General features: G+C 58.1%; 22 protein-coding genes. 7 read left to right on the top strand and 15 right to left on the bottom strand.

The genetic code is table 11. The features are described 5' to 3' along the window. Positions 1–69: 69 nt before the first annotated feature. From BN1139_RS17225 to potA, 4 genes are all read right to left on the bottom strand, one after another. Positions 70–1,137 carry an extracellular solute-binding protein gene (locus tag BN1139_RS17225; protein WP_005345409.1) on the bottom strand — a complete coding sequence of 356 codons (1,068 nt, stop codon included), beginning with the start codon at positions 1,135–1,137 and terminating at the stop codon, positions 70–72. A gap of 81 nt (positions 1,138–1,218) precedes the next feature. Further along, on the bottom strand, positions 1,219–1,989 hold the full coding sequence (potC, locus tag BN1139_RS17220) for a spermidine/putrescine ABC transporter permease PotC (RefSeq protein WP_005336644.1): 771 nt from the start codon (positions 1,987–1,989) through the stop codon (positions 1,219–1,221). Continuing rightward, complete coding sequence (potB, locus tag BN1139_RS17215) at positions 1,986–2,873, bottom strand: spermidine/putrescine ABC transporter permease PotB (RefSeq protein ID WP_005351941.1); 888 nt, start codon at positions 2,871–2,873, stop codon at positions 1,986–1,988. The genes potC and potB overlap by 4 nt, the downstream gene beginning before the upstream one ends. Beyond that, on the bottom strand, positions 2,860–3,963 hold the full coding sequence (potA, locus tag BN1139_RS17210; RefSeq protein ID WP_005351940.1) for a spermidine/putrescine ABC transporter ATP-binding protein PotA: 1,104 nt from the start codon (positions 3,961–3,963) through the stop codon (positions 2,860–2,862). Before potA ends, potB begins: the two co-directional genes overlap by 14 nt. 201 nt (positions 3,964–4,164) lie before the next feature. Here potA and BN1139_RS17205 point away from each other — a divergent pair, with 201 nt between their 5' ends. Next, positions 4,165–4,902, top strand: coding sequence for a DUF2189 domain-containing protein (locus BN1139_RS17205; RefSeq protein ID WP_005351939.1), 738 nt, complete (start codon positions 4,165–4,167; stop codon positions 4,900–4,902). A gap of 16 nt (positions 4,903–4,918) precedes the next feature. Further along, positions 4,919–5,605 (top strand): DUF2987 domain-containing protein, encoded by a 687-nt coding sequence (locus BN1139_RS17200; protein WP_005351938.1) that lies wholly within the window; start codon positions 4,919–4,921, stop codon positions 5,603–5,605. 102 nt (positions 5,606–5,707) lie between these two features. Here BN1139_RS17200 and ttcA read toward each other — a convergent pair whose 3' ends face one another. From ttcA to ccoN, 11 genes are all read right to left on the bottom strand, one after another. Next, positions 5,708–6,616, bottom strand: coding sequence for a tRNA 2-thiocytidine(32) synthetase TtcA (gene ttcA, locus BN1139_RS17195; protein WP_013723749.1), 909 nt, complete (start codon positions 6,614–6,616; stop codon positions 5,708–5,710). A 74-nt stretch (positions 6,617–6,690) separates the two neighbouring features. Next, positions 6,691–7,638 carry a universal stress protein UspE gene (gene uspE, locus BN1139_RS17190; protein WP_013723750.1) on the bottom strand — a complete coding sequence of 316 codons (948 nt, stop codon included), beginning with the start codon at positions 7,636–7,638 and terminating at the stop codon, positions 6,691–6,693. A gap of 150 nt (positions 7,639–7,788) precedes the next feature. Beyond that, entirely contained in the window at positions 7,789–8,544 is a 756-nt protein-coding gene (locus BN1139_RS17185) for an FNR family transcription factor (RefSeq protein WP_005351934.1), read from the bottom strand. A 68-nt stretch (positions 8,545–8,612) separates the two neighbouring features. Then, positions 8,613–9,299, bottom strand: a complete 687-nt coding sequence (locus BN1139_RS17180; RefSeq protein ID WP_005351933.1) for a sulfite exporter TauE/SafE family protein — start codon at positions 9,297–9,299, stop codon at positions 8,613–8,615. Further along, positions 9,283–9,471, bottom strand: coding sequence for a cbb3-type cytochrome oxidase assembly protein CcoS (gene ccoS / locus BN1139_RS17175; RefSeq protein ID WP_005336630.1), 189 nt, complete (start codon positions 9,469–9,471; stop codon positions 9,283–9,285). Before ccoS ends, BN1139_RS17180 begins: the two co-directional genes overlap by 17 nt. A 138-nt stretch (positions 9,472–9,609) precedes the next feature. Next, the gene (locus tag BN1139_RS17170; RefSeq protein WP_005351932.1) at positions 9,610–11,994 is read right to left on the bottom strand and encodes a heavy metal translocating P-type ATPase; all 2,385 of its coding nucleotides are present in this window, start codon (positions 11,992–11,994) and stop codon (positions 9,610–9,612) included. An 86-nt stretch (positions 11,995–12,080) separates the two neighbouring features. Continuing rightward, complete coding sequence (locus tag BN1139_RS17165; RefSeq protein ID WP_005351931.1) at positions 12,081–12,581, bottom strand: FixH family protein; 501 nt, start codon at positions 12,579–12,581, stop codon at positions 12,081–12,083. A 140-nt stretch (positions 12,582–12,721) separates the two neighbouring features. Then, complete coding sequence (gene ccoP / locus BN1139_RS17160) at positions 12,722–13,705, bottom strand: cytochrome-c oxidase, cbb3-type subunit III (protein ID WP_005351929.1); 984 nt, start codon at positions 13,703–13,705, stop codon at positions 12,722–12,724. After that, complete coding sequence (locus BN1139_RS17155) at positions 13,705–13,884, bottom strand: CcoQ/FixQ family Cbb3-type cytochrome c oxidase assembly chaperone (protein ID WP_005336620.1); 180 nt, start codon at positions 13,882–13,884, stop codon at positions 13,705–13,707. The genes ccoP and BN1139_RS17155 overlap by 1 nt, the downstream gene beginning before the upstream one ends. Positions 13,885–13,894: 10 nt before the next feature. Continuing rightward, entirely contained in the window at positions 13,895–14,509 is a 615-nt protein-coding gene (gene ccoO / locus BN1139_RS17150) for a cytochrome-c oxidase, cbb3-type subunit II (RefSeq protein ID WP_005336618.1), read from the bottom strand. 16 nt (positions 14,510–14,525) lie between these two features. Then, positions 14,526–15,950 carry a cytochrome-c oxidase, cbb3-type subunit I gene (gene ccoN / locus BN1139_RS17145; RefSeq protein WP_005351926.1) on the bottom strand — a complete coding sequence of 475 codons (1,425 nt, stop codon included), beginning with the start codon at positions 15,948–15,950 and terminating at the stop codon, positions 14,526–14,528. 281 nt (positions 15,951–16,231) lie between these two features. Between ccoN and BN1139_RS17140 the strand changes: the two genes are divergently transcribed. The 5 genes from BN1139_RS17140 (at position 16,232) to pepN (ending at position 22,778) form a co-directional block, all read left to right on the top strand. Continuing rightward, on the top strand, positions 16,232–16,693 hold the full coding sequence (locus BN1139_RS17140) for a hypothetical protein (RefSeq protein ID WP_005351925.1): 462 nt from the start codon (positions 16,232–16,234) through the stop codon (positions 16,691–16,693). Positions 16,694–16,786: 93 nt separating this feature from the next. Further along, positions 16,787–17,245, top strand: coding sequence for a GAF domain-containing protein (locus tag BN1139_RS17135; protein ID WP_005351924.1), 459 nt, complete (start codon positions 16,787–16,789; stop codon positions 17,243–17,245). Between the two features lie 102 nt (positions 17,246–17,347). Next, entirely contained in the window at positions 17,348–17,986 is a 639-nt protein-coding gene (gene proQ, locus BN1139_RS17130) for an RNA chaperone ProQ (RefSeq protein WP_005351923.1), read from the top strand. Positions 17,987–17,994: 8 nt separating this feature from the next. Beyond that, positions 17,995–20,010, top strand: a complete 2,016-nt coding sequence (gene prc, locus BN1139_RS17125; RefSeq protein WP_005351922.1) for a carboxy terminal-processing peptidase — start codon at positions 17,995–17,997, stop codon at positions 20,008–20,010. Positions 20,011–20,153: 143 nt separating this feature from the next. Beyond that, entirely contained in the window at positions 20,154–22,778 is a 2,625-nt protein-coding gene (pepN, locus tag BN1139_RS17120; protein ID WP_005351920.1) for an aminopeptidase N, read from the top strand. Positions 22,779–22,797 lie beyond the last annotated feature (19 nt).

The following is a 22,797-nucleotide window of genomic DNA, read 5'->3' as shown; positions in this document are numbered from 1 at the left end:
TAAAAAGAGAAGGGGGCAAATATTGCCCCCTTAATCCATTAACCCCGTCAGGGGGGATTAACCGCCGATTTAACCCGCTTTGGCCACCATGGCTTTCAGCTGCAGGAAGTACTGCTCGTAGAGGCGGGAGGCATCACCCACATCGGACTGGAACTCGCCCTTACGTTTGATCTCGTCGCTCGGGAAGACCATGGGGTTATTGCGAAACGCCGGGGTGAGCAGGGGAATAGCATCCTTGACCGGGGTGGGGTAGCCAATTGCCTCGGCCACCTTGGCGGCCACATCGGGGCGCATCAGGAAGTTGATCAGGGCGTGGGCCTCTTTCACATGCTTGGCCTTGGCCGGGATGGCGAGGTTGTCCATCCAGAGCACGGCGCCTTCTTCGGGGTAGGTCATCTGGATGGAGGGGTATTCGCGCTGGGCGCCGTAGGCCGAGCCGTTCCACAGCATACCGATATTGACCTCACCGGCGATAAAGGGGTCGGCCGGGTTGTCGGAGTTGAATGCCTTGACGTTTGGCATCAGCTTTTTCAGGTATTCGAACGCTTCGGCAATTTGCGCCTTGTCTTGAGTGTTGGGGCTGTAACCCAGCTGCACCAGCGCGATATGGAACACCTCGCGGGCATCGTCCATCAGCAGCAGGCTCTCTTTCCACTCCGGTGCCCAGAGCTGCTTCCAGCTGGTGACCGGCTGCTCGATGATGTCGGTGTTGGTGCCGATCCCGGTTGCGCCCCAGATATAGGGGATGGAGTAGCGGTTGTCCGGGTCGTACTCGTGGTTGAGCAGGGTAGGGTCGAGGTGCTTGAAGTTGGGCAGCTGGGCGCGATCCAGCGGCTGCAACATACCTTCTTTGGCCATTTTCGAGATGAAATAGGTGCTGGGCACCACCACGTCATAGCCGTCGCCATGGGTTTTCAGCTTGGCGTAGAGGGTCTCGTTGGATTCGTAGGTGGAGTAGATCACCTTGATACCGGTCTCTTGCTGGAACTGCTCCAGCAGGCCGTCCGGCACATATTCCGACCAGTTGTAGAAGTAGACCACCTTGTCGTCGGCCGCGTGAGCACTCTGGCTCAGCAGCGGGGTGGTGAGGGTGAGGGCGGCTGCCAGCAGGGCGCCGGCCTTGTGTTGGATTGTCATCAACAACTCCTTGGGGTTATGGGGCCTTGCGGCCCACCGTGACAGAGTTCGCCAAAGATGGCGGGGACGAAACGGGCAGGGTCAACCCTGCCGTTTGCGCAGTAACAGTTGCGCCAGCAGCACCATCCCGAGGGAGGCGACCAGCATCAGGGTGGCCAGGGCGTTGACCTCGGGGGAGACCCCCACCTTGACCATGGAGTAGATCTTGAGCGGCAGGATCTCGTAGGCCGGGCCGGTAACAAAGGAGCTCACCACCACGTCGTCCAGCGACAGGGTAAAGGAGAGCAGCCAGCCCGCCATCACCGCCGGCAGGGCCAGCGGCAGTATGATGCGGCGCAGGATGATCCACTCGCCAGCCCCTAGATCCCGCGCTGCCTCCAGCATCCGCACATCAAAACCGCACAGCCGCGAGTAGACGGTGATCACCACGAACGGCAGGCAGAAGGTGATGTGGGCGATCAGTAGCGACCAGAAGCCCAGCGCAATGCCGGTCACCACAAACAGGGTCAGCAGGGAGATGGCCATCACGATATCGGGGGACATCATCACCACAAACAGCATGCCGCTCACGTACTGCTTGCCGCGAAAGCGATAGCGAAACAGCGCCACGGCGGTGAGAGTGCCGATCAGGGTCGCTGCTGTGGCGGTGAGGGCTGCAATGGTCAGGGAGTGCTGGGCCGCCTGCATCAGGCTGGCGCTGGCAAACAGCTTCTCATACCAGCCCAGGGTAAAGCCGCGCCAGTCGATGCCATATTTCGACAGATTGAAGGAGTTGGCGATCAGCACCCCGATGGGTACATAGAGATAGCCAAACACCAGCAGCAAGAACAGAGCCTTCAGTGCGCGCATCATGCCAGCTCCCCCTTCTTGCTGAGCAGCTTGCCCGCCCGCCAGTAGCAGTAGACCAAGAGCGCCATCAGCACCGTCAGCATCACGCTGATGGCGGCGCCAAAGGGCCAGTCACGGCTGTTGAGGAACTGGGTCTTGATCAGGTTACCGATCAGCAGGTGCTTGGCGCCCCCCAGCAAGTCGGAGACGTAGAACATCCCCATGGCGGGCAGGAACACCAGCAGACAACCGGCGATGATGCCGGGCAGGGTGAGGGGCAAGATGATCCGCACCAGCCGCTGCCAGCCGTTGGCGCCGAGATCTCGTGCCGCCTCCAGCAAACGGCCATCCAGCTTCTCGATGCTGGAGTAGAGCGGCAGCACCATAAAGGGGAGCAGCACATAGACCAGCCCGATGATGACGGCCACCTCGGTATACATCATCTGCAGCGGTCGCTCGATAAGCCCCAGATCCAGCAGCCAGCCATTGATCAGCCCCCGGGTGCCGAGCAGCACTTTCAGCGCATAGGTACGAATGAGGGAGTTGGTCCAAAACGGCACCACCACCAGAAACAGCAGCAGCGGGCGGATACGCGCTGGCAGATGAGCCAGCAGCCAGGCAAAGGGGTAGCCCACCAGCAGGCAGATGCTTGTGGCGAGCAGCGCCAGCCAGAGGGAGTGGAGCAGCACCTCGAAATAGAGGGGATCCAGCAGGCGGCCATAGTTGCTCAGGGTAAAGAGCGGCGCGATAAGCTCGGACTCGTCCCGGGTCAGGAAGCTGACGCCGATGATCATCAGGTTGGGCAGGAAGACAAACAGCGTCAGCCAGCCCAGGATCAGCGCGATGGCCCCGTTGCGAAAGCCATTGTGGGCAAAGCTGTGCGGTACCCGCAGATTAGTGAGGCTCATAGGGCAGCACCACCTCCCAGCTGTCAACCCAGTGGATCGCCACCTCCTGACCCAGGCGATAGTCAAAGTCGGGGTCATCCTCGTCGAAGAACTCGGAGATAAGCAGCTGTTTGCCACTTTCGAGCTCGATCACCGAATCCAGCGTCGCCCCCTTGTAGTTGCGCTCGCGGATATTGCCCCGCAGCGCGCCACTTTGATCGTCATCCTGATCGAGAATGCGCAGATCTTCCGGGCGCAGCAGCACCAGCACCTTGTCGTCTGGCTGGAACGGCAAGGTGGTATGGAGCAGGCATTCGCGCCCCTCTACCTCGGCCTGCCAGATACCGGGCTCGCGCTGGCTGATCAGCTTGCCGTCCATCACGTTGATCTCGCCGATAAAGCGGGCCACGAACAGATTGGCTGGCGATTCGTAGATATCGCGCGGGGTGCCGCGCTGGATGATCTTGCCGCCCTCCATCACCAGGATGCGATCAGACATGGTGAGCGCCTCTTCCTGATCATGGGTGACGAAGACAAAGGTGATGCCAAGGCGACGTTGCAGCGCCTTGAGCTCGCTCTGCATCTGCTTGCGCAGCTTGTAGTCGAGCGCCGATAGGGATTCGTCGAGCAGCAGCAGGCGGGGCTTGTTGACCACGGCGCGGGCGATGGCGACCCGTTGCTGCTGACCACCAGAGAGCTGATCCGGGCGGCGGTTGGCCAGCTCGGTGAGCTGCACCATGGCGAGAGTCTCCTCGACCCGCTGGCGGATCTCGCTGGCCGGTACTTTCTGCATCTCGAGGCCAAAGGCGACGTTTTCAAACACCGTCATATGGGGGAAGAGCGCATAGCTCTGGAACACGGTGTTGATGTGCCTGTGTTCGGCGGGGATATGGGTGATCTCGTCACCGGCCAGATGGATGGTGCCACCATCGACCGATTCGAGCCCGGCCAGCAGGCGCAGCAGGGTGGTCTTGCCACAGCCGGAAGGGCCCAGCAGGGTAAGAAATTCACCGTCATAGATTTCAAGGTCAAGGTCACTCAGGATCACCTTGCCATCGTATTTTTTGCTGATCTTGTTCAGCGCGACAATTACCTGTGGATTGTTCATCATCCGCCAGTCTCACCCCAGCCAGTGGCCATCGTGTTGAAAGAGGGCCGCATTCTATGCAGCCGACACATGAAATTAAAGGCTTTTTGGCCCGAATTAGCCGCAAGTGCGCAGGAAAAACGGCTACGAATAGCAGACCAAATCGCTATAATGTGCCACCTGATTTGGTCGTTTTCGATATTGGATAGTCAATTGAGTAATAAAATGCGTATTGGCGGCTCCCTTGAGCAGTCTCTGAACCAGGGCTACCGCCTTGATCTGAAAGGGGTCATCCAGGAGGGATGGCAACAGACCCGCCGTACCGGATTTGGCCTGCTGCTGGCGATTGTCGGGGTGACGGCGATCTGGATCCTGCTAAGCAATGTGCTGCTGTTGCCCTATCTGGGGGATGACAGCCAGATGAATGTGGCCATGGTGCTGAGCCTGTTGATGACGGTGGTGATGGCCCCCATGACCAGCTCCCTCGATATGTTGGGGTTGCAGCAGTCGGTCGGGGTGCGCGCCCGGGCCAACCAGGTGTTCGACTTCTTCCGCCACTTTGTACGCCTCGGCATGCTCAGCCTGCTTGGCAGTCTGCTCACCAGCCTGTTTGGCCCGCTGTTCGATCTGCTGGGATTGCCCGCCGTGCTCTCTTTCATCCCCTCGGCCCTGATCGGCATGGGGCTGCTCTTTACCGTCCCGCTTGTGCTGGAGCGTGGCCTGACGCCGCCCCAGGCCATTCTGGTTTCTCTCAAACTCTTTGCACGCGGCTGGCCCAGCATTGTGCTGTTCCACGGCGTGATGACCGCGCTCTTCTTCCTGGCTCTGATCCCCATGGGGTTGGGGCTTATCTGGGTGGCACCGCTCTATTTCAACTGCAAGGGGATCCTCTATCGGGATCTCTGCGGGGTAGGTGTAGAGGTTAACGAGGTGACAGAAGGCCCCAACCATTTCAATGCATGATGCAAAAGGACGTTGAATGACCCGTCGATATGGAGTGACCAAGGCTGTGCGCCAGAGCCTGCTGGCCACGCTCTTGCTGCCAGGGCTGGCGCTGGCTGAGCCGGTGCTGGATCTGCAATACAGCACCTTCTACAGCCAGATGAAGACCTTTGCCAAAGGGGAGTTTGGTCACGCCAGACTGGGGTTTTATCTGACCGATCCGCAAAATGGTCAGCGCTGTGGCCTCACCTTTGCCCGGGTTGCAACCGACAGCAAGGAGGTTGCGGGCGAGGTAACAATCGATAGCGAACTGCGCCTGCCTTTTGATGAGGATCTCAACCTCGACAAGGGGATCGTGACCGTCGGCCTGAAAGAAGAGCACGCTACATGCGATATGACGGTACAGGTGATGGCCGATGCGCCGAACGGACCCGAGCTGCCGGTGGCCGAGCTGGCGGCACGTCAGCAGCAGATGCAGTCGCTGCTCGACAAGATGGCGGGCATGGTCGGCAAGCACTTCCTGCCGAAGATGGAAGGGGTGCGGATTACCCTGGTGCAGCAGAGCGGAACAGCTTATCTGATTGATGGCGCCCGTCAGGAAGCGCTGCCCTGGCAGGAAGGCCATCTGTTGCTTAGCAATGAGCAACTGGCCGCGTTCGCTGCCGGGCAACTGCGCCTGCAGGGTGACGTGCTGCGACTGACCCCCTGGTTGCACAAGGGCTGATATAGATGGTGCTGTCACGTTGGTAACAGGCAGATCAAGAAAGCAAAAAGGAGCGATCATCGCTCCTTTTTTATTGTGTGGCGTTTGCCCTGTGAGCGCGGCTTAGCGCACTTCAATCACATCCAGCATGTCCATCTCGTCGATGTCCAGCAGCGGCGCCTTTGGCATCTCGGGCGGATCAAACGCCTTGTCGCCCCCATCGATGATGCCGGAGTCGCGGTTGATGCTCTTGAAGTCAAACAGCTTGTGGTCGAGCAGGTGGCTCGGGATCACGTCCTGAATGGCGGTGAACATGGTTTCGATACGACCGGGGAAGCGGCGATCCCAATCCTGCATCATCTGCTTGATGGCCTGACGCTGCAGGTTCTCCTGCGAGCCGCACAGGTTGCACGGAATGATGGGGAAGGCTTTGACGTCGGCGTAGCGGATCAGATCCTTCTCTTTGCAGTAGGCTAGCGGGCGGATCACCACGTTCTTGCCATCGTCGCTCACCAGCTTGGGCGGCATGGACTTGAGCTTGCCACCGTAGAACATGTTGAGGAACAGGGTCTCGAGGATGTCATCGCGATGGTGGCCAAGGGCAATCTTGGTGCAACCCAGCTCCTGGGCGGTGCGGTAGAGAATACCGCGACGCAGCCGTGAGCAGAGGGAGCAGGTGGTTTTGCCTTCCGGTACCTTCTCCTTGACGATGGAGTAGGTATCTTCCTCGACGATCTTGTACTCGATACCGAGGGAGTCCAAGTACTCGGGCAGCACATGCACGGGGAAGCCGGGCTGCTTCTGATCCAGGTTGACGGCAACCAGATCGAAATGGATGGGGGCGCTGGCTTTGAGGCTCATCAGTATGTCGAGCATACCGAAGCTGTCCTTGCCGCCGGAGAGGCAGACCATGACCTTGTCGCCCTCTTCAATCATGTTGAAGTCGGCAATGGCCTGACCCACGTTGCGCCGCAGGCGCTTTTGCAGTTTGTTAAAACTGTATTTTTCTTTGGCGTTCAGCTCTTCTAGCATGCTCGTAAAACCCGGGACACAAATAAGCGCGTTATTATAGCCATGTCCCGGGGGAGGGCAAGGTGCCAGGCACCTTATGATTGATTGCGACGACTGTCGACCGGGCAGCAGTAGTCCGCCGGTTTGAGGATCAGGATGTCGCAGGAGAGGCGGTCAATCACATGTTCGGCGGTATTGCCGAGCAAAGCTGCAGAAAGCCCGGTACGCCCGACGCAGCCCATGATCATCAAGGTCGCCTTGAGCTCTTCGGCCATATCCGGCAACACCTCTTCCGGTAGCCCCTCTGCTACCCGGGTCCAGAGATGACCGATCCCGAACTTGTCGGCATGGCTGAGCAGCAGGCTTTCGTGGTGTTTGCGGATAGCTTCGTTGTAGGCGTGGGGGTCAAACTCCGGCAGCTCTATGGCCACGTTGACCGGGGTGCCCGGGTAGGTGTTGACCAGATAGAGGTTGGAGACCAGTAGTTCGGCGATGTCGCTTCCCTCCTGGGTGATCCGTTCGTTGAGCAGTTTCTGATCCGGATCGTCGCTTGAGCAGTTGATGGCGGCGATGATGTTGCCGCCCCGTTGCCAGTGCCCCTCCTTGACCAGCAGCACCGGACAGGGGCATTTGCGCAGCAGGTGCCAGTCGGTGGGGGTAAAGATGAAGGTTTGCAGGAAGCTGTGATGGTGAGTGGCTTTGACCACCAGATCGTGGCGCTGCTCCAGCACTTCCTGAATGACACACTCGAAGGGACGATTGTGCCAGACTACTTTCACTTCGCATTCGATCCCCTGTGCCCGATAGGGGATCAGGATCTCGTCCAGCCACTCACGTCGCTGTGAAATGACGCCGTCGCGCATCTCTTGCCGCTCGTCCACCGAGAGCATGGCAGTCATTTCATACGAGAAGTCATAGATGGTGAGCAGCAGGGTCAGATGGGCGTTTTCGTCCAGCTCGGCGACTTTGACTGCCCGTTCGAGGGCGATTTGACGCTCCTCTTCTGGATTGATAACCACCAGAATATTCTGATATTTGACCATCTTCTCCTCCTTGGAAAAGTCCAATGACAGCAGAATCTTAGCCATTACAGCTTAGCGCAGGAGGAGGGTATGGGGAACGTACCGGATCACATTCCAGAGGAAAGGATCCGGCAGGAAAAGCAGGAGAAAAGTGAGAGGGTAAGCGGAAAATCAGCCGCAGGGCGGGCGAGTTGCACCGGCCATCATGCCCAGCGCGACCTGATCCAGCACGGTAATGTATTTGCCTTTGACGCTGATGAGACCGGACTTCTGGAAGCGGCCGAGCAGACGACTGATGGTCTCGACAGTCAGACCCAGATAGTTGCCAATGTCACCACGGGTCATGGAGAGACGGAACTCCTTGGCGGAGAAACCGCGCTCGGAGAAGCGTACCGACAGATTGTGCAGGAAGGCGGCGAGGCGCTCTTCAGCATTCTTCTTGGAGAGCAGCAGGATCATCTCCTGATCGCCCATGATTTCGCTGCTCATCAGACGCATGATCTGCTGGCGCAGTTTGGGCATCTTGCCGGAGAGATCATCCAGCACTTCAAAGGGGATCTCGCACACCATGGCCGTTTCCAGCGCCTGGGCGAAGGAGGGGTGGGCCTGCTTGTTGATGGCATCAAAACCGACCAGATCGCCAGCGAGGTGGAACGCAGTGATCTGCTCATCCCCTTGCTCGGTGATGGTGTAAGACTTGATGGTCCCGGAACGGATGGCATAGAGCGATTTGAACTCATCGCCAGCCTTGAACAGCTCTTCACCCTTCTGGATCGGCTTCTTGCGCTCGATGATGCTGTCCAGCTGATCAAGCTCGTTGTCGTTCAGAGTGAAGGGAATACAGAGCTGACTGATGCTGCAATCCTGGCAATGAATTGCACAGCCACCGCTCTGGATACGTCTGCCAGGTTTCTTTTCCGGGATCATAGGCTCATACGAATAATTGATTTATATCAAACAAGTTTACCATCAACTCATCCGTTTTGGATAGGGTTTCAAAAGGAAGCAATGCCAATCCAGAAGGTATGTACCCCGAACAAAATGAGCAGCAGGGCACCGCCAAGGCGCAAACTGCGCAGGGTGAGCCAGTATCTCAGGCGATCGGCGAGCCCGCCCAACGCGAACAGGGTGGGCAGGGTGCCGAGACCAAAAAAGAGCATGATCAGCGCCCCGCCACTGGCCGAACCGGCCGCTGCGCTCCAGGTCAGCATGGAGTAGACCAGCCCGCAGGGCAGCCAGCCCCACACCATGCCAAAGGGCAGTGCCTGCACAGGTGAGGTGAAGGGGAGAAACTTGCCCGCCAGCGGTTTGATACGGGGCCAAAGTCTGGCGCCGAGCCGCTCCAGCAGCAAGATCCCTTGCCACCAGCCCGCCAGATAGAGACCAAGGGCGATCATCAGCAATGCGGCTACCAGCCGCAGCCCGGCGATGGCGTGTTTGCCTGCGCCCAGCTCACTGGTAGTGGCGAGCAGGCCGCCCACCAGTGCACCTGCAATCACATAGCTCAGGATCCGGCCGAGGTTGTAGTTGAGCAGATAGGCAAGCCGCCCCCAGAAGTGTTGCTTGTTGGCTGGGATCGCCATGGAGAGCGCGGCGGAGACACCCCCGCACATGCCGATACAGTGGGCAGAGCCTGCCAGTCCGACCAGCAGGGCGCCGGCCAGATCAAGGCTGTGGGTCATGGTCAGCAGGCTTTACGGGTTTGTGGGCAGGTTGCTCTTCGTCAAACAGGATGTTGGAACCCTGCCGGTCGAGATCTTCAAACTGCTCGGAGCGAATGGCCCAGAAGAAGACGACCCCGGCGATGATCACAAACAGGATGGCGATGGGGATCAGGACAAAAATTATATTCATGAGAGGTACCTTGGCGTTCATCCTTGGCAAGCGTCCCCTATGGTAACCCTGTTCGGGCAGGGGGCCAGCCGCTATCAGTGAGAAATGTGGCCTGCATCGGAGGCAGGCCACATTTTCAGCTATTTTTCGCCACCGGTCTCATCGGTTGAGGCGCATGGAGTTGGTCACCACGATGAGTGAACTGAGCGACATGCCCGCCGCCGCCAGATAGGGGGGGAGCCAGCCGCAGGCTGCCAGCGGCAGCACCAGCAGGTTGTAACCGATGGACCAGGCGAAGTTCTCGATGATGATCTTGCGGGTACGCATTGCCAGCACTCTGGCCTCGAGCAGTCGGCTCAGGTCATCGGCCAGCAGGATGGCGTCGGCGCTGTTTTTCGCCAGATCGGTGCCACCAACCATGGCAAACGAGGCGTGAGCGCCAGCCAGTACCGGCGCGTCGTTGATGCCATCGCCCACCATGATGCTGATATCTCCCTGGGCTTCCCGGGCCTTGAGGTAGGCCAGCTTGCCATCGGGCGAGACCCCCTTGACCAGCTCATCCACGCCCAGCTCGCGGGCAATCTCGTCTGCCTGCAGAGAGCTGTCGCCAGTCAGCACGGTAGTTTGCAGACCTGCTGACTTGAATGCCGCGATCAGCGCCCTGGCATCGGGGCGCAGGGTATCTTCCAGATTGAAACGGGCCAATACCTGCTGCTCGTCGGCCAGATAGATAGCCAGACCGCGGCCATGCTCTTGCGCCGGATCCAGCCCAAGCCAGCGGGCACTGCCGATGCGGTAGCGTACGCCATCCACCAGCGCTGTGATGCCGTGACCGATGACCGGGGTGATCTCGCGGGCGGATGGCAGCACTGTGATGTTGTCGGCGGGCAGCCGGAAGGCGCGGGCAATGGGGTGTTCGGATTGCGCCTCCATGGCCCGGGCGATGGCGAGGCATTGCGTCTCGTCCATCTCTGCCAAGGTGGTGGTGCCTGTCAGACTGATCTCACCTGTGGTCAGGGTGCCAGTCTTGTCCATCACGATCCGGTTTGCCTTGGTCAATATATCCAGCACATGGCCACGGCGCAGCAGGATGCCGTTGCGGGTCAGATTGGCGGTGGCCGAGGTTAGCGCAGTCGGAGTCGCCAGCGACAGGGCACAGGGGCAGGTGGCAACCAGCACGGCGAGGGTGACCCAGAACGCCTGATCCGGTTGATGGAAGTGCCAGAAGGTCCAGACCGCGGCGGTAATGATCAGCAGCACCAGAATAAAGTGGCGCGACAGCTGATCCGCCATCTGGGCGATGGCCGGTTTATCATCGAGAGCATGATCCTGCAGCCGCATGATCTGGGCGATCCGCGACTCTTCAATACGGTGGCTGACCCGGATCTGCAGCGGGGCATCTGTGTTGATGGTGCCGGCATAGACCTGATCACCGCGCTGTTTGAGCAGGGGCAGCTGTTCACCGGTCAGCATGGATTCGTTGAGGCTGGCTTGCCCTTCGATAATGATGCCGTCCGCCGGCAAGGTGGCGCCAGCCAGCACACGTACCCGATCGCCGACCTGCAAGGTCTTGGCCGCTACCTCATGCTCCCCTTCATCATCGATGCGGGTCGCCATGATGGGCACCAGTCGCGCCAGGTTGGAGCTCGATTCCGACGCCTTGCGTCGGGCCCGCAACTCGAGAAAGCGCCCCAGCAGCAGGAAGAAGACGAACATGGTGATGGAGTCGTAATAGACCTCACCGGTATTGAACACAGTGGCCCACATGGAGGCAACAAAGGCACCGATCAGCGCAAGTGACACCGACACATCCATCGACAGATGGCCCTGTTTCAGGCTGCGCCAGGCACCCACGTAAAAGGGCTGGGCCGAGTAGATCATGATGGGGGTGGAGAGCAGCAGGCTTATCCACTTGAAGTAGACCATGAACTCATCTTCAACACTGATGAATAGGTCCATATAGAGGGCCACGGCGCACATCATCACCTGCATCGAGCCCAGCCCTGCCAGTGCCAGCCGGAACATATAGCTGCGCACCTCTTTGGCGTAGAGCGCCTCCTGTTGATGGGTCTGGAACGGATAGGCGCGATAGCCGATTTGGGCAAATCCCTTGAGGATGTCACTCAGGGAGAGCTGGCCCGGATCCCACTTGATGCGGGCCCGGTGGGTGGTGGTGTTGACGTTGATGAAGCGCAGGCCCGTCAGTGTCATCAGGTGGCGTTCGATCAGCCAGGCACAGGCGGCGCAGGTGAGCCCTTCAACTGTCAGCTGGATTTCGCGAAGGGTACCGCTGTCGGTGACAAAATCCTGTTGCACTTCTGCCAGATCGTAGTGGGTGAGGGCGGCCAGCTCTTCGGGCACTAGATCTCCCTTGGTGCCGGGAGCGGTGCGGTGATCGTAGTAACTGGCGAGGCCGCACTCCATGATGGTTTCTGCCACAGCCTGACAACCGGGGCAGCACATAGGGCGAACAATCCCCTTTATCTCAAGGGCATAGCCACTATTGGCGGGTACCGGTTCGCCACAGTGAAAGCAGGGGGTCATGCGTTATGCCCCCCTGAATGCAGAATGCAAGCAGCAGGGGTGCTGGCGAACATCGGCTCGCCACAGTGAGAACAGCCGGTCATGGCTTAGCGTCCTTTCGGGTCGAGTTCGACAGATGCCAAGGTGGGCAGCTGGACGGTCTCTTGTAATCGCCACTGGTGATCAAAGGCATCGACCCGAATGTGCCACTTGCCGACCAGCGGCTTGTCGAAATGGAGGCGATAGGTGCCGCTCGCATCGGCGGTGATCATGTGTTCGCTGTCCTGACCGGCCAAGGTCGGGTGGAACAATGAGAGATAGAGAGCTTGCCCGGCAGGAATATCGCCGCTGATGGGTTTGAGGGTCAGCTCGTTGCCGTCAACCTCCAGTCCAAAGCGGATATTGAGCGCTTCGGAGCGGTCAAACTTGCTCAAGTCCTGATTGATCTCTTTCCCTTGTTTGTAATAGTCCTCGGCCACCAGATTGACCCCATCCTTGCTGGCGATGATGGCGGTGGCGATACTGCCGACAACGGCGGCAGTGGGGAGGGCGATGATAAACCAGGGCCAGAATTGGTGATACCACGGTTTGGATAGAGGTTGGGTCATGATTGCTACTGCCATGAAACGAATGATTAACGTGGAAGATGGTTTTTACGCAACACAAGATAACAAAAAGCCTCGAGGAGTCGAGGCTTTTTGCTGTGTAATCACGTGTTTATCACATGTTACAACGTTACGGACGAACCTTATTTGGCAGACTGTTGATGAGACAGGCTGTAAACGTAGGAGGCCAGCAGGTGAACCTTGTCCTCACCCAGAATATCTTTCCAGGCTGGCATCACGCCGTGACGACCGTGGGTGATGGTTTGCACCACCACTTCGCGGGAGCCACCGTAGAGCCAGGTGTTGTTGGTCAGGTCTGGCGCACCGACGGCAATACCGCCCTTGGCATCGGCCCCGTGGCAGGCTGCACAGATGGCAAAGCGAGCTTCACCTTTCTTCGCTTCGACCAGGTCGACCTTGCGACCGGAGAGGCTCAGCACATAGGAGGCCACTTCCTGAACGCCATCTTTGCCGAGGATTTCACCCCAGGCAGCCATGATCCCCTGACGACCGCCCATGATGGTGGTCTTGATTTGATCAGGCTGGCCGCCCCATTGCCATTCGCTGTCGGTCAGGTTCGGGAAACCGCGACCACCGCGGGCGTCAGAGCCGTGGCACTGGGAGCAGTTCTGCAGGAACAGACGCTGACCCACTTTCAGGGCTTCCGGATCCTTGGCGATCTCGGTGATGGCACGATAGGTTTTGCCATCCGCTTCATAGGTGAGTTCACGGAACTTGGCGCCGTAGATCTCGTCAGCCTTGGCGACCTCACGGTCATACTCCACCGCGCGACCTTCAGCCTTGGCCGATTCGGTTGCAGCCTTGGACTCGGCCAGCGAGCGCACGTCCTGGTTGGAACTTTGCCAGCCCAGCAGGCCTTTGAAGTTGCCAAGCCCCGGGAAGGCGATCAGATAGACCAGACCGGTGACGATGAAGAAGAGGAACATGTAAGTCCACCACTTCGGCAGCGGGTTGTTGATCTCCTCGATGCCATCGAAGGAGTGACCCATCGATTTGCCTTCTTCAACACCCATCTTGTCCTTGCGGCACCACATCAGCAGCAAGAAGCAGCCGAGGATGGTTCCCAGACTGATGACAGTCACAAAAATGCTAAACAGAGTGCTCATTATTGTTTCGCTCCTGCGTTCTTTTTATCAGCACCGGGTTGCTCATCATCGGCAAAAACCAGATTGGCAGCCTCGTCGAAAGAGGTCTTGCGGCGTTTGCTGTAGGCCCAGACGATGATGCCAATCATGATGGCCATCAACAGCAGGGTATACAGACCGCGAAATGTGCCGTAGTCCATCTTCGCCTCCTTATTTCAGGGCATGACCCAGTGATTGCAGATAGGCCACCAGCGCATCCAGCTCGGTTTTGCCCTTGACGGCTTCGCCCGCACCCTGAATATCGGCGTCGGTATAGGGCACACCGAAGTGATCGCGGAACAGCGCCAGCTTCTTGGCGGTCATCTCGCCGGTCAGCACATTGGTATCAAGCCAGGGGTAGGCGGGCATGTTGGATTCCGGTACCACATCGCGCGGGTTGATCAGGTGAACCTTGTGCCACTCATCGGAGTAACGGCCACCGACACGGGCCAGATCCGGACCAGTACGCTTGGAGCCCCACAGGAAGGGGTGCTCCCAGACGCTCTCACCGGCGACCGAGTAGTGACCGTAACGCTCGGTTTCGGCACGGAACGGACGGATCATCTGGCTGTGGCAGTTGGTGCAGCCTTCGCGAATGAAGATGTCGCGTCCTTCCATCTGCAGAGCGGTGTAGGGCTTGAGGCCCTCCACCGGCTCGGTGGTCTGCTTTTGGAAGAACAGCGGAGTGATTTCAACCAGCCCTCCCAGACTGATGGCGAAGATGATGCCGACCACCAGCATGGGAACGCTTTTTTCAAATATTTCGTGACGGTTATTGTTGCTCATGGGTTGACCTCTTCAATCATGCTGGCTGGGCGACAGGTTCCAGAGAACCTTTGGGCGCAGTGATGGTGCGATAGGCGTTGTAAGCCATCAGCAACATGCCGGTGACGAAGAAGCAGCCACCCAGGAAGCGCACGAAATAGAAGGGATAGGATGCCTGCAGCGCTTCAACGAAGCTGTAGGTCAGGGTGCCGTCTTCGTTGACTGCACGCCACATCAGGCCCTGCATCACGCCGGAAATCCACATGGCAACGATGTAGAGCACGGTGCCCACTGTCGCCAGCCAGAAGTGAACGTTGATCAGCTTGACGCTGTACATCCGGCCCTGGCCGAACAGGTTCGGGATCAGGTGATAGACAGCACCGATGGAGACCATGGCAACCCAGCCCAGCGCACCGGAGTGCACGTGACCGACGGTCCAGTCGGTGTAGTGGGAGAGGGCGTTGACGGTTTTGATCGCCATCATCGGGCCTTCGAAGGTCGACATGCCGTAGAAAGAGAGGGAGACGATCAGGAAGCGCAGGATGGGGTCATAACGCAGTTTGTGCCAGGCACCGGAGAGGGTCATGATACCGTTGATCATGCCGCCCCAAGAGGGTACGAACAGGATCAGGGACATAACCATGCCCAGCGACTGAGCCCAGTCAGGCAGTGCGGTGTAGTGCAGGTGGTGCGGACCGGCCCAGATATAGAGGGAGATCAGCGCCCAGAAGTGGACGATGGAGAGACGATAGGAGTAAACCGGACGACCGGCCTGCTTGGGCACGAAGTAGTACATCATCCCCAGGAAGCCGGCGGTCAGCAGGAAGCCTACCGCGTTGTGGCCATACCACCACTGCACCATGGCGTCCATGGCGCCGGAGTACATGGAGTAGGACTTCATGCCGGAGAGCGGCACTTCCATGTTGTTGACAATGTGCAGCACCGCAACGGTGATGATGAAGGCACCGAAGAACCAGTTCGCCACATAGATGTGGGAGGTGGTGCGCTTCATCAGTGTGCCGAAGAAGACGATGGCATAGGTAACCCATACCACAGTGATGGCGATATCAATCGGCCACTCCAGCTCGGCATACTCTTTGGCGGAGGTGAAACCCAGCGGCAGAGAGATGGCGGCAGAGAGGATGATTGCTTGCCAACCCCAGAAGACGAAGGTTGCCAGCGGGCCACCAAACAGCCTGGTTTGACAGGTGCGCTGCACCACGTAGAAGGAGGTGGCCATCAGTGCACTGACGCCGAAGGCGAAGATCACTGCGTTGGTATGGAGGGGCCGCAGACGACTGTAAGTCAGCCACGGGGTCTCGAAGTTGAGGGCAGGCCAGATCAACTGGGCTGCGATCAGTACGCCAACCGACATGCCGACAATTCCCCAGACAATCGTCATGACGGTAAACTGGCGAACAACGGTGTAGTTGTACTCAGGATGGTTAGTTGTATGGCTCATCGTTATATTCCGCTTCCGATGCTGCTGTTGTTTGGTTTTGTATCCGGAGGACCGGACTGGCTTCATCAGCCACCGCCGACCAGTTGTTAACATCTGTTAACGAAAGGAAAAGCAAAAGATGGCTAAATGAAAACTGCATGGGAATGATACTGAAGTGACAGGTAAAATAACAGTATAAACAGTGATATATTTGGCTCCGTCCGGTCTCGATATGGCAGTTTTTTACCTTGTTCGAGATCACAAAAAACTATTTTAATTGCATCTTAATCGGGCTGTTTTTGATGAAAGAGAGACTTACCGCACGTAAAGTTTTGCACCTCGTACTGGTATTGGCGCTGTTATTGGCGCTGATGGCCTATCGCACCTGGTTTTCGGCCGATAACAGCGTCTCTGCTGACCAGAAAAAAGATCAGATTTGTGATCTTTCCCACACCCCTTGCAGCGCGCTGATTGGTGACAAGCCGCTGACGGTCGCCATCAAAGAATTACCGCTGCGCGCCGAACATGACTTTGCCATCGCTATTACCGGCGGCGATCCGGCCATCAAGCCGGTGAAAGCGACACTCGAAGGCAAAGATATGTTTATGGGCACAATTCCGGTGAGCTTTGAAGAAATAGACGGACAGTGGCAGGGGGTAACCCAGGTGGGGAGCTGTACATCACCCGTCATGATCTGGTTGTTAAATATCGAGTGGAGTAATGGTCAACGCCAGCAATTGGCGCTTTCCGTTGCCCGGGAATAATGGCGCAAGAGGTGGGGAGTGGAAAAAATATTTGAAATTTCCCGGCCAGGCGTTACCTTCCCCAAACCATCAGGGAGTGAAGTTCATTTAATCATGATTGAAAAACAACCGTTTTATCGCACCCTCAACCAGCAGGCCAAGGCGCTGCTGGAGGGGGAAACCGATCTGATTGCCAATCTGGCCAACCTCTCCGCACTGCTTAATCAGGAGCTGGAGGAGATCAACTGGGTCGGTTTTTATCTGTTGCAGGGCGAGACCCTGGTATTGGGGCCATTTCAGGGCAAACCGGCCTGCGTGCGGATCCCGGTTGGCCGCGGTGTGTGTGGTACGGCAGTGGCAGAGGGGAGAACCCAGCTCATTGACGATGTCCACCAGTTCGACGGTCACATCGCTTGCGATGGTGCGAGCAACTCGGAAATCGTGATCCCGGTGCGCCGTGGTGGCGAGATCATCGGGGTACTCGATATCGACAGTCCGATTTTTAACCGTTTCGACCAAGAAGACCGGATTGGCCTCGAAGAAACGGTGCAAATTTTGGAAAGCATGCTCTAAGTCATTGCTAGATGGTTCGCAAAAGGCCCCAAGCTCTCTATAATGGGGCCTTTGTTGTGCTCGGGACGTGCCCGTGCGTTTATATGAAAGCCAAGGTTATACATGGAAAACACTGAGAAGCTGAAGAACAGTAAAGAGATCGTTGCCTACCTGGTCGAGAAATTCCCGGCCTGCTTCGTTGCTGAAGGAGAGGCCAAGCCGCTCAAGATTGGCATCTTCCAGGATTTGGCCGAGCGTCTTGCTGACGATGCCAGAGTCTCCAAGACCATGCTGCGTTCCGCACTGCGTCAATACACCTCCAGCTGGCGCTACCTGCACGGTCTCAAAGCTGGCCAGGCTCGCGTTGATCTGGATGGCAACCCGGGCGAGCTGCTGACCGAAGAGCACATCGAGCACGCCAAGCAAGCTCTGAAAGAGAGCAAAGAGCGCGTATTCGCCAGCCGTCGTACCAATACCAAAGAGAAGGATGAGAAGGCTAAGAAGCCCCGTCGTCCTGCTGTGCGCAAAACCGAGAAAGCTGATGTAGCTGCCAAGCCGAAAGCTGCCGCCAAGGCACCGGTCGCTGATGCTCCGCTGGTTAAAGTGGATGCCGCTACGCTGAAAGTGGGCCAGGATGTGCGCGTCGTTATGGGTAAATTCCCGGTTCCGGCAACCATCAAGGAAGTAACCAAGGACGATGTACAGGTCCAACTGCAGACCGGCATGATGGTGCGGGTCAAATCAGAGCACTTGGTTCTCTAAGGAGACAAATGTTGAAGCATGGCGTAATTCGTTTTTCCCTCGTTGCCTGTAGCCTGGCGCTTGCCGGGCTTGCACAGGCCATCGAGCCGGTGCTCAAGGAGAGTGATTTGCCTGTGTTGGCTCAAGAGAGCCAACATGCTACGGCCAGCAAGCGAATTACCAATCTGTTTACCCGCTCGCACTACAAACAGTTCAAGCTGGACGATGCCTTTTCCTCCGTGATTTTCGATAAATATCTGGAGAATCTGGACTACAGCCGCAACCTGTTTTTGGCCTCTGATATCAGCCGTTTTGAAAAGTACCGTAACGGTTTTGACACCGACCTCGAAAGAGGCCGTCTGGCTCCCGCCTACGAGATGTTCAACCTGAGTCAGCAACGGCGTTATGAGCGGTTCGAATACGCCCTCAAACTGCTTGATACTCCTTTCGATTTTACCCAGACCGACAACTATGTGTTTGATCGGGAAGGGGCGGCTTGGCCCAAAGATGAAGCAGAGCTCAACGAGCTGTGGCGTCAGCGGGTCAAGTTCGATGCCCTGAGCCTCAAGCTCAGTGGCAAGGAGTGGCCCGAGATCAAGGAGCTGCTTGGCAAGCGTTACAACAACGCCATCAAGCGGATGTCCCAAACCGAGAGCGAAGATGTCTTCCAGCTCTTCATGAACTCCTTCGCTCGCGCCATCGAACCGCACACCAGTTACCTCTCACCGCGCAGTGCCGATCGTTTCAATACCGAGATGAACCTCTCGCTCGAGGGGATTGGTGCCGTGTTGCAGGCGGAAGATGACTTTACCGTCATCCGTTCTCTGGTGCCTGGTGGCCCGGCTGCCAAATCCAACCACCTCAAGCCCGATGACAAGATCACCGGGGTAGGGCAGGAAGATGGCAAGATTGTCGATGTGATCGGCTGGCGTCTTGATGACGTGGTCGAGCTCATTAAGGGGCCCAAGGGGAGCAAGGTCAAGCTGGAGATCCAGCGCGGCAAGGGCGCAACTGCCAAGACCGAGCAGATCGAGCTGACCCGCGACAAGGTGCGCCTTGAAGACCGGGCTGCCAAGTCCAAGGTGATTAACGCCGAAGGCAAGAAGATTGGGGTCATCGAGATCCCGAGTTTCTACGTCAATCTGCACGATGACGTGATCAAGGAGCTCTCCAGCCTGAACAAGAAGAAAATCGATGGTCTGATCATCGATCTGCGCGGTAACGGCGGTGGCGCACTGACCGAAGCTTCCGCCCTCAGCGGTCTCTTCTTTGCCAGCGGTCCCGTGGTGCAAATTCGTGATCATATGGGCCGTATCACGGTCAATGGCGATGACGATGGCAACGTCTACTACGGTGGGCCCATGTCGGTGATGATCGACCGCTACAGTGCCTCGGCCTCCGAGATCTTCGCTGCCGCCATGCAGGATTATGGCCGCGCGTTGATTCTGGGTGAAAACTCGTTCGGCAAGGGGACGGTGCAGCAGCATCGCAGTCTCGCCAAGGTCTATGACTTCTACGAGCAGCCGCTGGGTCACGTGCAGTACACCATCGCCAAGTTCTACCGGATCGACGGTGGCAGCACCCAGAACAAGGGCGTTGCGCCGGATATCAGCTTCCCGACACCGGTTGCTCCGGAAGAGACGGGCGAAAGCCGCGAGTTCAATGCGTTGCCGTGGGACAAGATTGCCTCCGCCAACTACGAGAAACTCGGTAACTTCGCCAGCGTACTGCCCAAGTTGCAGGCGGCGCACGATGCCCGGATCGCCAAGGATCCCGAGTTTGCCTATGTGATGCAGGACATCGCCGACTACAAGGAGGAGAAAGACAAGAAGTCGGTCTCCCTCAACGAGGCGGAACGTGTTGCAGAGCAGGCGAAACAGGATGAGAAAGCGCTCAAACGTACCAACGAGCGTCTGGCACGTCTTGGCAAGCCGGCGGTGAAGAGTCTGGATGAACTGCCCGCTGATTTTGAAGCGCCCGATGAGTATCTCATCGAAGCGGCCAATATCACTGCGGATCTGGCCAAGGTCAGCAAACGCAGCTGACAAGGCACCTCCAATGCACAAGGGCGACTGCGGTCGCCCTTTCTTTTTGTCTGGCGTATCTGACGTAATGCAAATTGTTTGACCCCGCCAGTTGGTTGTGACAGCCTCTTTCTCGCCTTTAACAAGCGTGGAAGCAGACAATAATGACCGATCACTCCCAGGCCATGACGGCCAAATTTCGCCAGGATTATCAGGCGCCGCTCTACTGGATCGACACCATCGACCTCGATTTCCAACTGCAGGAGCCGCTGACCCAGGTCACCGCCATCACCCGCATTCGTCGCAACGGCGAGCACAATGCGCCGCTCGTCCTCGATGGTGAGCAGCTGACCCTCAAAAGCGTTGCTATTGATGGCATTCCCTGTGACCACTACGAGCAAGGCGAGAGCAGTCTGACCCTGTTCAACCTGCCGGCCGAATGTGTACTGACCATCGTCACCCTGCTGGATCCGGCTGCCAACACCGCGCTGGAAGGGCTTTACAAGTCTGGCGATGCCTACTGCACCCAGTGTGAAGCGGAGGGCTTTCGCCGCATCACCTATTATCTGGACCGCCCCGACATTCTGGCGCGATACAGCACCCGCATTACTGCCGACAAAGCCCAGTTCCCCTTCTTGCTCTCCAATGGCAACAAGGTTGACAGCGGTGATTTGGATGGCGGCCGTCACTTCGTGCAGTGGCAGGATCCTTTCCCCAAACCGAGCTACCTGTTTGCGCTGGTGGCCGGTGATTTCGATGTAGAGCGCAGCCACTACACCACCGAGAGCGGCCGCAAGGTGGCCCTCGAGATCTTCGTCGACAAGGGCAACCTCGATCGCGCCGGTTTTGCCATGGAGAGTCTCATCAACTCCATGCGCTGGGACGAACAGCGTTTTGGCCTCGAGTATGATCTCGACATCTACATGATCGTTGCGGTGGACTTCTTCAATATGGGCGCCATGGAGAACAAGGGGCTCAACATCTTCAACTCCAAGTTCGTGCTGGCCAATCCGGCCACCGCTACCGACAGCGACTACCACGGTATCGAGCGGGTGATCGGTCATGAGTATTTCCACAACTGGACCGGCAACCGCGTCACCTGTCGAGACTGGTTCCAGCTCAGCCTGAAAGAGGGGCTGACAGTGTTCCGGGATCAGGAGTTCTCCTCCGATCTGGGCTCCCGTGGCGTCAACCGCATCAACAACGTGCGTACCGTGCGCGGCCCGCAGTTTGCCGAAGATGCCGGCCCCATGGCGCACCCGATCCGCCCGGATGTGGTGATCGAGATGAACAACTTCTACACCCTGACCGTCTATGAGAAGGGGTCGGAAGTGATCCGCATGATGCACACCCTGCTGGGGGAAGATGCCTTCCAGGCTGGTATGCGTCTCTACTTCGAGCGTCACGACGGCTCGGCCGCTACTTGCGATGATTTCGTGCAGGCGATGGAGGATGCTTCCGGTGTCGATCTCGGTCGTTTCCGCCGCTGGTACAGTCAGTCCGGCACACCCGAGCTGACCGTGACCGACGAGTATGATGCCGCCAGCGGTATCTATCGCCTTCATGTGAGCCAGCATACCCCGCCGACTCAGGATCAACCGCAAAAGCTGCCGCTGCATATCCCTCTCGACATCGAGCTTTATGACGAGCAGGGTGCCGTCATTGCGCTGCAGTATCAGGGAAAGGCCATCGGCAACGTGCTCGACGTGCTGGAAGCGGAGCAGACCTTCGAGTTCGATCGGGTGCCGGTCAAACCGGTTCCCTCCCTGCTGCGGGACTTCTCCGCGCCGGTCAAGCTGCACTATGACTACAGCGACGAAGCGCTCGCCTTCCTGATGCGCTTTGCCCGCAACGAGTTTGCCCGCTGGGATGCGGCCCAGATGCTGATCAACAAAGCAGTCATCGATGGGGTGGCACGGGTCCAGCATGGGCAGGGGGTTGAGCTCTCCCAAACCCTGCTGGCCGCCTTCGTCGCCATTCTGGACGACAGCGATCTCGATTTGGCCCTCAAGGCGGAGATCCTGGCGCTGCCCGGTGAAGCGACCCTGGCCGAGCTGTTCGAGGTGGCCGATATTGATGCCATCCATCAGGTGCGCGACGCGATCCACACCCGTCTTGCCGAGGCCTTTGGCGCGCGTTTGGCGGCAACCTATCAGAGTCTGCGTCTGAATGGTTATCAGGTGGTGCATGCCGACATGGCCAAACGGGCCCTCAAAGGGGTGGTGCTCGGCTATCTGGCTGCGCTGGATACGGAGCATGCTGATGCGCTGTTGCGCGAGCAGTATGCAACTGCCGACAACATGACCGACACCCTGGCGGCACTGCAGGTGGCCAACGGCTATCTGTTGCCATGCCGCGCTGCGCTGCTGGCCGATTTTGAAGGCAAGTGGGCCAAAGATGGACTGGTGCTGGACAACTGGCTGCGGCTGATTGGCAGCAAGCCGGCTGCCGATGTACTGAGCGAAGTGAAACAGGCAATGAGTCACCCCACTTTCAGCATTCGCAATCCGAACCGGCTGCGGGCGCTGATCGGCAGCTTCGCCATGAGCAATCAGATGCAGTTCCATGCGGTGGATGGCAGCGGTTACCGTTTCCTGACCGATCTGCTGATCGAGCTCAACGAGGTCAATCCGCAGGTGGCCTCCCGCCTCATCACTCCGCTTATCCAGTTCAAGCGACTGGATGAGGCGCGCAAGGCGCTGATCCGCGCCGAGTTGACCCGCCTTGCCAACCTTGAGGGGCTGGCACGGGATCTGTTCGAGAAGGTAAGCAAGGCGCTGCAGCAGTAAGTGTCGACGGGGCAGGGGC

The sequence above is a fragment of the Aeromonas veronii bv. veronii genome (assembly GCF_000820225.1).
Taxonomy (GTDB): domain Bacteria; phylum Pseudomonadota; class Gammaproteobacteria; order Enterobacterales; family Aeromonadaceae; genus Aeromonas; species Aeromonas veronii.
The sequence above is the reverse complement of the archived record's forward strand: the minus strand, read 5'-3'. Positions and strand labels throughout refer to the sequence as shown.

Coding starts and splice junctions, on each gene's coding strand:
- BN1139_RS17225 (WP_005345409.1), bottom strand. CDS start 1,137: ATGACAATCCAACACAAGGCCGGCGCCCTGCTGGCAGCCGCCCTCACC.
- potC (WP_005336644.1), bottom strand. CDS start 1,989: ATGATGCGCGCACTGAAGGCTCTGTTCTTGCTGCTGGTGTTTGGCTAT.
- potB (WP_005351941.1), bottom strand. CDS start 2,873: ATGAGCCTCACTAATCTGCGGGTACCGCACAGCTTTGCCCACAATGGC.
- potA (WP_005351940.1), bottom strand. CDS start 3,963: ATGATGAACAATCCACAGGTAATTGTCGCGCTGAACAAGATCAGCAAA.
- BN1139_RS17205 (WP_005351939.1), top strand. CDS start 4,165: ATGCGTATTGGCGGCTCCCTTGAGCAGTCTCTGAACCAGGGCTACCGC.
- BN1139_RS17200 (WP_005351938.1), top strand. CDS start 4,919: ATGACCCGTCGATATGGAGTGACCAAGGCTGTGCGCCAGAGCCTGCTG.
- ttcA (WP_013723749.1), bottom strand. CDS start 6,616: ATGCTAGAAGAGCTGAACGCCAAAGAAAAATACAGTTTTAACAAACTG.
- uspE (WP_013723750.1), bottom strand. CDS start 7,638: ATGGTCAAATATCAGAATATTCTGGTGGTTATCAATCCAGAAGAGGAG.
- BN1139_RS17185 (WP_005351934.1), bottom strand. CDS start 8,544: ATGATCCCGGAAAAGAAACCTGGCAGACGTATCCAGAGCGGTGGCTGT.
- BN1139_RS17180 (WP_005351933.1), bottom strand. CDS start 9,299: ATGACCCACAGCCTTGATCTGGCCGGCGCCCTGCTGGTCGGACTGGCA.
- ccoS (WP_005336630.1), bottom strand. CDS start 9,471: ATGAATATAATTTTTGTCCTGATCCCCATCGCCATCCTGTTTGTGATC.
- BN1139_RS17170 (WP_005351932.1), bottom strand. CDS start 11,994: ATGACCCCCTGCTTTCACTGTGGCGAACCGGTACCCGCCAATAGTGGC.
- BN1139_RS17165 (WP_005351931.1), bottom strand. CDS start 12,581: ATGACCCAACCTCTATCCAAACCGTGGTATCACCAATTCTGGCCCTGG.
- ccoP (WP_005351929.1), bottom strand. CDS start 13,705: ATGAGCACTCTGTTTAGCATTTTTGTGACTGTCATCAGTCTGGGAACC.
- BN1139_RS17155 (WP_005336620.1), bottom strand. CDS start 13,884: ATGGACTACGGCACATTTCGCGGTCTGTATACCCTGCTGTTGATGGCC.
- ccoO (WP_005336618.1), bottom strand. CDS start 14,509: ATGAGCAACAATAACCGTCACGAAATATTTGAAAAAAGCGTTCCCATG.
- ccoN (WP_005351926.1), bottom strand. CDS start 15,950: ATGAGCCATACAACTAACCATCCTGAGTACAACTACACCGTTGTTCGC.
- BN1139_RS17140 (WP_005351925.1), top strand. CDS start 16,232: ATGAAAGAGAGACTTACCGCACGTAAAGTTTTGCACCTCGTACTGGTA.
- BN1139_RS17135 (WP_005351924.1), top strand. CDS start 16,787: ATGATTGAAAAACAACCGTTTTATCGCACCCTCAACCAGCAGGCCAAG.
- proQ (WP_005351923.1), top strand. CDS start 17,348: ATGGAAAACACTGAGAAGCTGAAGAACAGTAAAGAGATCGTTGCCTAC.
- prc (WP_005351922.1), top strand. CDS start 17,995: ATGTTGAAGCATGGCGTAATTCGTTTTTCCCTCGTTGCCTGTAGCCTG.
- pepN (WP_005351920.1), top strand. CDS start 20,154: ATGACCGATCACTCCCAGGCCATGACGGCCAAATTTCGCCAGGATTAT.